9 protein-coding genes are annotated in these 9,475 nt (G+C 60.7%); 3 read left to right on the top strand and 6 right to left on the bottom strand.

The window, feature by feature from the left end; genetic code table 11:
* Positions 1-532: 532 nt before the first annotated feature.
* Positions 533-1,405 carry a hypothetical protein gene (locus FJ398_22210; GenBank protein ID MBM3840623.1) on the bottom strand — a complete coding sequence of 291 codons (873 nt, stop codon included), beginning with the start codon at positions 1,403-1,405 and terminating at the stop codon, positions 533-535.
* Between the two features lie 239 nt (positions 1,406-1,644).
* Between FJ398_22210 and FJ398_22205 the strand changes: the two genes are divergently transcribed.
* Positions 1,645-2,526: a creatininase family protein gene (locus FJ398_22205; GenBank protein ID MBM3840622.1), complete on the top strand. Its 882-nt coding sequence runs from the start codon at positions 1,645-1,647 to the stop codon at positions 2,524-2,526.
* 40 nt (positions 2,527-2,566) lie between these two features.
* Here the strand turns inward: FJ398_22205 and FJ398_22200 are convergent, their stop codons facing one another.
* Complete coding sequence (locus FJ398_22200; GenBank protein MBM3840621.1) at positions 2,567-3,355, bottom strand: DUF4058 family protein; 789 nt, start codon at positions 3,353-3,355, stop codon at positions 2,567-2,569.
* Between the two features lie 251 nt (positions 3,356-3,606).
* Here FJ398_22200 and FJ398_22195 point away from each other — a divergent pair, with 251 nt between their 5' ends.
* Positions 3,607-4,416: a hypothetical protein gene (locus tag FJ398_22195; GenBank protein ID MBM3840620.1), complete on the top strand. Its 810-nt coding sequence runs from the start codon at positions 3,607-3,609 to the stop codon at positions 4,414-4,416.
* A gap of 4 nt (positions 4,417-4,420) precedes the next feature.
* Here FJ398_22195 and FJ398_22190 read toward each other — a convergent pair whose 3' ends face one another.
* A complete protein-coding gene (locus tag FJ398_22190) occupies positions 4,421-4,987 on the bottom strand; it encodes an orotate phosphoribosyltransferase (GenBank protein ID MBM3840619.1) in 567 nt (188 codons plus the stop codon).
* Positions 4,988-5,343: 356 nt separating this feature from the next.
* On the opposite strand from FJ398_22190, the gene FJ398_22185 reads away from it, so the two are divergent.
* Positions 5,344-6,759, top strand: a complete 1,416-nt coding sequence (locus tag FJ398_22185; GenBank protein ID MBM3840618.1) for a cysteine--tRNA ligase — start codon at positions 5,344-5,346, stop codon at positions 6,757-6,759.
* Between the two features lie 301 nt (positions 6,760-7,060).
* On the opposite strand, the gene FJ398_22180 is transcribed toward FJ398_22185, so the two are convergent.
* The 3 genes from FJ398_22180 to FJ398_22170 all read right to left on the bottom strand — a co-directional run bounded on the left by FJ398_22180 (position 7,061) and on the right by FJ398_22170 (position 9,451).
* A complete protein-coding gene (locus FJ398_22180; protein MBM3840617.1) occupies positions 7,061-7,417 on the bottom strand; it encodes a hypothetical protein in 357 nt (118 codons plus the stop codon).
* A 197-nt stretch (positions 7,418-7,614) separates the two neighbouring features.
* Positions 7,615-8,058 carry an acyl-CoA thioesterase gene (locus FJ398_22175; GenBank protein MBM3840616.1) on the bottom strand — a complete coding sequence of 148 codons (444 nt, stop codon included), beginning with the start codon at positions 8,056-8,058 and terminating at the stop codon, positions 7,615-7,617.
* A gap of 91 nt (positions 8,059-8,149) precedes the next feature.
* On the bottom strand, positions 8,150-9,451 hold the full coding sequence (locus FJ398_22170; GenBank protein MBM3840615.1) for a glycosyltransferase family 4 protein: 1,302 nt from the start codon (positions 9,449-9,451) through the stop codon (positions 8,150-8,152).
* Between the last annotated feature and the right edge of the window lie 24 nt (positions 9,452-9,475).

Raw genomic sequence — 9,475 nt, 5'->3', positions numbered from 1 at the left:
GGCGCCTGGCAGGCTGCGGCGTTGCTCGTCGGTCACAGCCTCACCGGGGGGCTGCTCCCTCCTCGCGCCTTGCATCCGGCCAGGCGGCGCTCCCGCCAAAACCCCAAGTTATTTTTGAGCAGACCCTCAGAGTCATAAGCAAGTTGATCACGCAAAACCGAGTTTTTGACGCGAAACTCGCTGCATTTTGCCGGAGGCCATGGGTTGAGTCAATGAAACCGCGCAAGGCTGCAAGGCGCCGGGCACCCCTGTGTTCCCTCAGTTATGGTAGTTACTGTGCAGACCGTGGGATTGACGACAGATCGACCGGAGAACGGTAGCGCAGATTTCCAATCGGCAGGGCGCCAGCAAGTCCCAGCGTGCTCGGACTGGGAGACGCCCCGCAGAATACAATTCTGCGATACGGCAGAGTGCAACTCTGCGCTACGAGCTTTGTCGTCCATCCCGCGGACCAAGCAGCAGGGTGGGGCGAGGCTCCTGCCGAGCCAATGCCATCGAAGAAAGGCTCCGCAGGAGCGTCGCTCCACCGTCGTTAACTGAGGGTTACGGCGCCCTCAGCAATTCCAGCAATTCTCATTTTGAAGTAGCGCAGGCGTTCTCGCTGCGAGTTCAAGGGCGTCCCACCGCGTTTTGCCAGCCGCGCCATCACGCCGCGTTCAGGCGCTGCTGTTCGCGCCGCAGACATTCGCTCACTTTTTGCGCCAGCACGCGCACGTGAGGTTCTGTCAGAATCGCCGCAAAAATTTCGGGAGGGATAAACAAAAGCGATCTCGCCGCGATTTTTGGAAAGCCGGAGTTCCATCGGATGCGCGGGCGGGTTTCCAAAATCGGGGCCGGCAAAGTCCACCAGAGTTTCCAGAAGAGTCTGGCCCGCGGGCACGCCGCACCAGTGGTGCAATTCCTCCAGATTGACCGCGGGATGCCGCTGCAATTCGTCGAGAAGCCTCTGCGTGGCTTCGAGGTGCCGGGCGGCGTCTTGCTTGCCGCGCACCTGAATCGGCATCGGCCAAAGCCCGCCGCCCGAATGGCCCGACGAAGCGAAGCGCACACCGAAAAGCGCTTGCTCGCCCGCATTGTAAGCGCACAAGAGGCGAGCCCAGGTCGCAAGAAACACACTCTCCGAGCTGATGCCGAGTTGGTGCGAGAGTGTGGCAATTCGGGAGCGGCAGCTTCCGGAAAGCACGCCTCGGCGCGCGGCGAAAGCCTCGGAACGGCGGCTGTCCGCGTCATGGGAAGTTTCCTGTTCCTTACGAAGCTGCACTCGGTCCATGAACCCGGTAGGACGATCCCGTCCCGGCGAGCCGATCGGCGTGCGTGGAACACGTCCGACTCGGCTCGCTGGGGACAGGCTCGCCCTACCGTCTGGTTCATGGGAAGCAAGGCCTAGAAATGGTGGCGGACGCACGCTTCGCAGCCGGTCGCGCCAGGATGGAGACGGAAGCGGCGCATCTTCTCGCGCATTCTGCGCCGATGGGACGGGTGGAGTTCGGTGCGGTTTGGTTTCGAGCAACGTTGGGATAACGATTCTTCACAAACTCAAGCTTTTCTTTGATAGGCTGATTCAGAAATCTCGCGCTCTCGTGGACTTTGCACTTGCAGAAATTGGCGTGCGATTCGGCGCGCTTAAGCTAAAAGAAACCTCCTATGAAACCTCTCCCAGTTCTCATCGCCTTGGCAGTAACTTCCTTCACGCTCTCGTCCGCGCAACAAACCGCAACCTCCAAACCGCCGGCGCCAGGCCTGCGTTCATCGACTTCGGCGACGTCTCCGGATCCGAACATGCCTCGGCCCATCGCGGCTCACGATACCGTGTTCATCGAGGAACTGACCTGGCTGGAGGTGCGGGATGCGCTTCGCGCCGGCAAGACTACCGTCCTCATCGCCACGGGCGGAGTCGAGATGAACGGGCCGTATCTGGCCACGGGCAAACACAATTATGTTTTGCGCGCGGCGACGGAAGCGATCGCGCGCAAGCTGGGCAACGCGCTGGTCGCGCCCATCGTCGCGTTCGTGCCCGAAGGCAACATCGATCCGCCCACCGAGCACATGCGGTATCCGGGCACGATCAGCCTGCGGCCGGAGACCTACAAACTGTTGTTGACCGACATTGCCGCGAGCCTGCGCGCCCACGGCTTCGAGCATATCATTCTCATCGGCGACAGCGGTGGAAACCAAACCGGCATGAAAGAAGTCGCCGCCGAACTCTCGGCCCGGTGGGCCGGCGGCAAAACGAAGATTCATTTCATTCCGGAATTCTATAACTACCCGGCGGTGACCCAGTGGCTGGAATCGAAAGGGATCAAGCAAGTCGATGAAGGGCATCACGACGACCTCGCGATGGAGGCGATGATGCTCTCGGTCGATCCCACCACCGTGCGAATCAAGGAACGGATCGCGGCCGGCAAATTCTCGATCAACGGCGTCCCGCTCCAACCCGTGGACAAAACCATCGACCTCGGCAAACGTATTATCGACTTCCGGGCCACGGCCACGGTGGAGGCCATCAAGAAGGCCATCGGCAAATAGTCTGACTGCGCCTCAGGAACGGCGTGGCATCCGGTCCTTGTTACTCCAAACGCCCCGCCGCGCGCAGGAGGTCAGCAGACCATGCGGCATCCTCTGGAGAAAGCGGCGGGTCGAGTGGACGCCGGTAATCGGTGCGGTCGTAGCGCCCCCGTTCGTAGGCTTCATCGACGACTTGTTGAAGATCCAACACGGCGTCGCGGTCCTTGGGACGAAGCGGGATGGCGATCCGGGGCAGCCGTTCGCGCAACGGCAGGCGGTAAAGAGCGCGCTCTCCTGGGCGATGGGCGCGAAACACGCAAACCATGTACGGCGTCCGTTTGCGCGCGGGCAGCAATGACTCGTCCACCGAGAATGCCCAATCGCCTTCGCGCACCAGGTCGATCTCAACCAGGTTAACGCCTCCAGCGATAAAGGCGCGCTGCTTTGACTGGTAAGCCGTCCGACCGCGACCGGGCAGTTTGTTGGACGGACTCAGCACTTCAATCGCCGTGACGACACGACCGCCGGAAGAGGGGTCGATGATTTCCACGCGCCGGTCCACCTCCGGTTCGGGCACGCGCAGGAGCAGCGGCTCCGCCACCGATACCGTGGGCGCGGATGCGGCCAGTCCGCCGCCGCTGGTCCAGGATTCGGACACTTCCACGTCGGGTTGCACGTGGCTCGAAGGCTCATCCTCGATGTCCAGGGAGACATTCTCTTCCGCACGCGCCACCAGCGGTTCGGGAAGCTGACGCTGAAGATGATCTCGAATGTAGATGATGAGGCTGGCATGCACATCACGCCAAGAAAGCTCCAGCCACGGGTCCATGCCTGGAAAAGGGCTGCGCATAACAGCCGCAATATAACGCGGTCACAGGGACGTTCCAATCATGGAAATTGAGTCCCATTCGTCTCAATGCGGCTAAAAAACTCGTCAGTAATCAGTAATCAGTGAAACTCGCAATGGATCATGCGTCACTACTACCACTACTGATTACCGATTACTGATTACTGATTACTGGTTACTGGTTACTGGTTACTGTCCCATAGTCCCGCCGTTTCCTATTGCGCGAGAATGTCGGTTGCGGAATTCTCGCCACCATGTCCAAGAACCTACTCCATCGTTTCCTTCATCCTTTCATGCGTGCGCCGTTTCAAGCCATGGCCTGTGCGTTCATCGTGTTCGCCTTCGGTTCGGCACGCTCTCTGAGCACCGCGGAGCCGATCGATCCGGCGAAGCTTCCGCCGCCCAAACGAGTTGTGGTCCCGAAATTGAAGGGCGAGCTCAAGCTCGACGGCAAACTGGAGGAATCGGTTTGGAAGAAAGCCGCCGCGCTCAAGCCGTTTCTCCCGAACAACGGCGGCGGCCAGGAACGCGAGAGCACCGAGGTCCGCCTTTGGTACGACGACCAGGCGCTCCACATGGCCTGGATCTGCGCCGACCGCGATATCCAGGCGACCTTCACAAAACGCGACAGCCGATTCTGGGAGGAGGAAGTGGCGGAGTTCTTTGTGACGGCGGGCGGACTGGAACGTTACTTCGAGTTGCAGTGGAATCCGCTCGGCGGCGTGTTCGATGCGATCATCGACAATGAACTGGGCGCGGACGGCGTGTCCAAGAAGTTCACCGGCAATTGGGATTACACCGCTTCCGGAATGAAGAGCGGCGTGTTCGTGAGCGGCACGGTCGCTAACAGTTCGGACCAGGACCGCTTCTGGCAAGTCGAAGTTTCCGTGCCGTTTTCCGATTTGAGCCGAAGCACGCCGAAGCCGGGCGAGGTCTGGCGCGCGAATTTTTATCGGTTCAATCGCGGCAAAGATCAGCCCGCCGAATTGCTGAGCTGGTCGCCGACCCAATTGCCGGGCTTCCATCAGCCCAGCCGGTTCGGCTATCTGGAGTTCGGGAGGTAGCCACTCATTTGCTCCCGGGTTTGGAGGCCGGGATCGTCGCCAGATCCGGCGGCAACTTGTCCGCCTCGAACGTTTCCACGTTCATCTTGATCAGGCTGAAGAGCGGGACCCCTAAATTGATGGGGCCATCGGACCGGTCCACCATCATCGCGACGCCCAGCACGCTGCCCTTGTGCGCGCGGACGATATCGATGGTTTCCTGCACGCGGCCGCCTTTGGTGATCACGTCCTCCACGACGAGAATTTTTTCGGCCGGCGCGATCTTGAATCCGCGGCGCAAAGCCAGTTTGCCCTCCTCCTTCTCGACAAAGACAAACCGCACGCCCAGTTGCCGCGCGACTTCCTGGCCGATGACCAGTCCGCCCATGGCGGGAGAAATGACCGTCTCGGCTCCCAGGGCACGGGTTTTGTCCGCCAGCGCGCGGCCAAACTTTTCGACAATCGGCATCTGCTGCAACGCCAGGGCGCATTGAAAGTATTGGCGGCTGTGCAGGCCGCTGCGCAGGACAAAATGGCCTTCAAGCAAGGCGCCTGTTTCCCGGAACAATTGGAGAGCTTCTGCCGTCGTCATAAGGCCGAGATCAAAGGCCAACCGGCAATCCCTGGCAAACCTTCTGTGTCTGAAACAGGAGAACGCGGCGGGCTACCATCTCGCCGGGCCTTTTGGCGGCAGGTTGCCGCCAAACACGGGCTGGTAGCCCGTTCCACCCATTTTTCAGACAGGCTCTTAGGGGGACTTTTTCCAGTCCCCGGCGGCGCAACTCGCGAAACGGATCTGGAAAGCTTTGTGAACCCGCAGGCTCGAAAGCCTGCGCTACACCGCGCGCGTTTTTGAAGGAGGTTGATCTTGCCCTGGCCACCCGGCGGTGGGAGACACAATTGAATTGTTTTCCCGAAGTCCACCGATACCCTACGGCCTCGCTAAAAATGGGCTTGAAGCTTTTTAACACACTGAGCCGTTCCGTGGAGAACTTCGCCCCGCGCGATCCGGGCGGAAAAAAGGTGGACGTATACTGCTGCGGCCCGACCGTCCACAATTTCGCCCATATCGGAAATTTTCGGACGTTTGTCTTCGCGGATTTGCTTCGGCGCTACCTGGAATTCAGCGGCTTTGAGGTCCGGCACGTCATGAACATCACCGACGTCGAGGACAAAATCATCAAAGGCGTCGCCGCGTCCGGGGCCGGCCTAACCGATTACACCCGGCGATACGAGACCGCGTTTCTGGAGGATTTTCGCGCGCTCGGTTGCTTGCTGCCGCATCACACGCCGCGCGCCACGGAACACATTCGCGAAATCATCGCGCTGATCGAGAATCTGCTGGCGAAGGGGCTGGCGTATCGGGCGTCGGACGGCTCGATCTATTTCAGCATCGAGAAATATCGGGCGTCGGGCCATCGCTACGGGCAATTGCTCAATCTGAATTTCGACGCCATGCGCGTCGGTGAACGCGTGAGCGCGGATGAATACGACAAGGAATCCGTGGCAGACTTCGCGTTGTGGAAGGCGCGGGTTCCGGAGGACGGCGCGGTTTATTGGCCGAGTCCCTGGGGCGAAGGCCGGCCCGGCTGGCACATCGAATGCAGCGCGATGAGCATGAAGTTGCTCGGCACGAGCTTCGACCTGCACCTCGGCGGCGAAGATCTCATCTTTCCTCATCACGAAGACGAGATTGCGCAAAGCGAGGGCGCGGGCCTGCAAGCGCCCGGCGAGCGTTTCGTGAAATGCTGGCTGCACGCGGCACACTTGCTCGTCGATGGCAAAAAGATGAGCAAGACGCTGGGCAATTTCTATACGCTGCGCGATTTGCTGGCCAAAGGCTACACGGGCCGCGAAATCCGTTACCTGCTGCTGACGGCGCATTATCGCGCGCCGTTCAATTTCACGCTGGAAAACCTCAGCGGCGCGCGGACCGCGTTGGGGCGGCTGGACGAATGTTTCACGAAGCTGGGTGAAGTCGCCGGCTCCGCTCAGGCCGAACCCGACTCCAGACTCCTGGAAGAATTCACCGCCGCGCTGGACGACGATCTGAACGTCTCGGCGGCCTGGGGAAATATTTTCGATTGGGTCCGCGAACTAAACCGAACCCTCGACGCCGGGAAGATGACCCCCACCCATGCAAGTTCCGCTTTAGGCGCGTGGCGTCGAATCGACCACATATTCGGCGTCGGCCACAAGGCCGAAGCGGAAGCGCCGCCGGAAATCATGTCGTTGCTCGAACAACGTCAGGCCGCCCGGAAGGCGAAAGATTTCAAGCAAGCCGACGCGATTCGCGAGCAGTTGAAGTCGGCAGGCTGGGTCATCGAGGACACTCCCAAAGGCCCGCGATTAAAGCGGGCGTAACGTAGGGCAGGCATCCTGCCTGCCCCGACGACGCGGGTAAACGATGGTCGTGGAATTCGGCAGTTCAACCCGGAGAATTTGAACCGGAGGGAAACAGAGCAAACAGCGACGGGGAGGATTTGGGTGGCAATCAGCCCTTCGCTGGTGTTTGCATGGTGAAAACGTTATCCCCTCAGGTAAAGGTGGGGCAAGACTCCTCCCGAGCCACTGCCATCGAAGAAAAGCTCCGCAGGAGTGTCGCCTCACCGTTAACTGAGGGGTTGCCGAAAACGTTCCTTCTCCGTTTCCTCCGTTCCTCCTGTTAACATTCGACTTTCACCGCTTTCCAATATGCGTTTCCGGCGACGCGGTTCGGCACGAGGACGCGCTGGTAAAGCCGCAGATGCGTGAGTTGTCCGGCGAAGACGCTGAGATCGACTTTGACCTCCTCCCACTTTCGGCCTTGGGAGCCTTGCGCGCCGCCATCCACATAAGTGATTCCGCGAATGCCCGCGATGCCGCCGCCCGCGCCGCCAAAGTCAGCCCGATCCAGCGTCCAGTCGGGATTCCAGTATCGAGTCAAATCCGCAAGCTTGCGGAGTTCGGCGGGCTGGGTGACGGGAGTTTGGATTTGAACGATGAACGTTTCGCCAGTTGCCCCGCTCCCTGAACCTGGCAACAACGAACGCGAGTTCGATCAATTCACTTTGAAAGCGAAGTCCAGAGCGGACGGCGATTTCGATCTGGTGCTTTGCACGTTCCGTCCACCGCACCCAGGCTCTGGCGTTGAGAGTTCTCGCGACCGAATCGAGCACGGTGAAGCGGTCCCGATGTGGAGCGGGTCTTTCAGGCGCCGCATGAGCCAGTGGTTCAGACTCAAAACAGCAACGCCGCCGGCGCGAGCTCGATTTTCCCGGCGATCTCCGGCGGAATCGGCGCGGCGGCCATGGCGCCGTCCGGCCGGTGCGCGACACAGACAATCGTGATCAAGCCCCGAGCCACCTCCTCTGGCGGGGTCACGCTCAAATTCCGGAAGCGAAAGCAGTAGGTGATGGACTTGGACTTTTTCTCCCGGACCAGAAGGTGGATTTCAACCAGGTCCTCGAATCGCAGCGGCTTTTTGAAGTCGCACTCCGCGTGAACGCGCGGGAAACCGAGGGGCGGGTCGTGCTGGCCCAGCACCACCGAAAATCCGAGCTCGCGATAGAAGCCGTGCTCGGCGGTTTCCATGAACCGGAAAAAATTCGCGTAGTGCATGATGCCCGCCATGTCGGTGTCCGAAAACTCGACGCGGCGCGTGGCTTTGAATTCGTAAGGCATGTCCGGATTTTAGATTTCGGATTGGCGATTGGCGATTGGCAATTGGCAATTGGAAGCCCGCAGAGGCGAAGCCTTTCGTTGCGGTGGGACGTCACCTCGGAGTGCTGTAATTGACCGTGCTCTCGCGGCGGTCTTCCGTTCGATTGGCGCGCAGTTCCTGAAAAACCCGAATTGTGTCTTGCGCCAGACTCTCTACGCTGAATCTCTTCATTACGGCGGCACGGCCCGCTCCGCCCAGGGCGCGGAGCTTTGCCGGGTCGGTGAGCAGTTGCTCGAGGGAATCGGCCAGCGCTTCCGCCGAGCCCGGCGCGCAATGCACGCCGCCGCCCGTGGCTTCGATCAATTCGGGAAATGCCGCGTGGTCAGGCTGAACGACCGGAACGCCCGAAGCCCAGGCCTCGACCAAGTACAACCCGAACGCTTCCCCGTAAAGCGCCGGAACGGAAAACACCGAGAGCGATCTCAGAAACGCCTGCTTGCCCGCGCGGTCGAGGTTCGGATGAAATTCGACATCGTTGAGAAACCCGCCCGCTTCCAGGCGCGATCGCAGTGTGGCCACGAATTTTTCGTCTGAGGGCCCGCAGCCGCCACCCACACGCAGTTTCAAATCCTTCACCCGATTGCGCCGCTTCAGGAGGAGGAACGCCTCGACCAGCGTATCCAGGCCCTTTTCGCGGCACATGCGCGCAAAGTAGCCGATCACGGGCGGGTTAGGCGGCGCCGCGGCCGGCGCATAACCGTCGAGGTTGATGCCATTGTGCAGGACGCGCACGCGTTCCGCGGCCAAGGCCAGCCTCGATCCCATCAACTCACCGAAGTAACGGCTGGGCGCAATGAACAGGTCCACGTCCGCCGCGCGCTCGGCCAGCGTGGCCCAGGCATTCTTTTTGTGCGGCGCAGGCAACGCGTCCAGAAAAGAGTCTTCGCCTTGCAGCAGGCACGTGACCGGCGCGCCGAGTTCACGCTTGAGCCGGCGGGCCATCCCGACCAGCAAAGCGTTCGACAAGCAGATCACATCGGACGCCGGTTGCGTTTTGAGCCAGGCGAGCAATTCGTCCAGTTCCCGGGCTTGATGACCTTCCTCGCCGCGAAGCATCGAGATCGTGAGTTCACCTAAATCCTCGGGGCGGGTCTTTGCCGTTTTGCCCGCGGCCCATTGCAGCAAAGGCCGGGAGGCGAGCAACCCGTGCAGCCAGTGCGGCGCATTGCGAAAGAGAGCCGACTTTTGCTCCAGGTAAACGTTGACGCCGCCGAAGAAAATCGGCGTCCCGGCGCTCTGGTCTTCTTCGTCCAGCGTCAGCGGCAGATAAAGCGGGACGAGCAGCGCGGAGTGTCCCATCTTGCGCAGCGCGGCTACCAGGGCATTGTCGCGGAAGCAATTTCCGCAGAACATTTTTCCCGCGCCCGGCGTGATCTG

The organism is Verrucomicrobiota bacterium (assembly GCA_016871535.1).
Lineage (GTDB): Bacteria > Verrucomicrobiota > Verrucomicrobiia > Limisphaerales > SIBE01 > VHCZ01.
The sequence above is the reverse complement of the archived record's forward strand: the minus strand, read 5'-3'. Positions and strand labels throughout refer to the sequence as shown.

Coding starts and splice junctions, on each gene's coding strand:
- FJ398_22190 (MBM3840619.1), bottom strand. CDS start 4,987: ATGACGACGGCAGAAGCTCTCCAATTGTTCCGGGAAACAGGCGCCTTG.
- FJ398_22175 (MBM3840616.1), bottom strand. CDS start 8,058: ATGCCTTACGAATTCAAAGCCACGCGCCGCGTCGAGTTTTCGGACACC.
- FJ398_22185 (MBM3840618.1), top strand. CDS start 5,344: ATGGGCTTGAAGCTTTTTAACACACTGAGCCGTTCCGTGGAGAACTTC.
- FJ398_22200 (MBM3840621.1), bottom strand. CDS start 3,355: ATGCGCAGCCCTTTTCCAGGCATGGACCCGTGGCTGGAGCTTTCTTGG.
- FJ398_22170 (MBM3840615.1), bottom strand. CDS start 9,451: ATGTTCTGCGGAAATTGCTTCCGCGACAATGCCCTGGTAGCCGCGCTG.
- FJ398_22205 (MBM3840622.1), top strand. CDS start 1,645: ATGAAACCTCTCCCAGTTCTCATCGCCTTGGCAGTAACTTCCTTCACG.
- FJ398_22195 (MBM3840620.1), top strand. CDS start 3,607: ATGTCCAAGAACCTACTCCATCGTTTCCTTCATCCTTTCATGCGTGCG.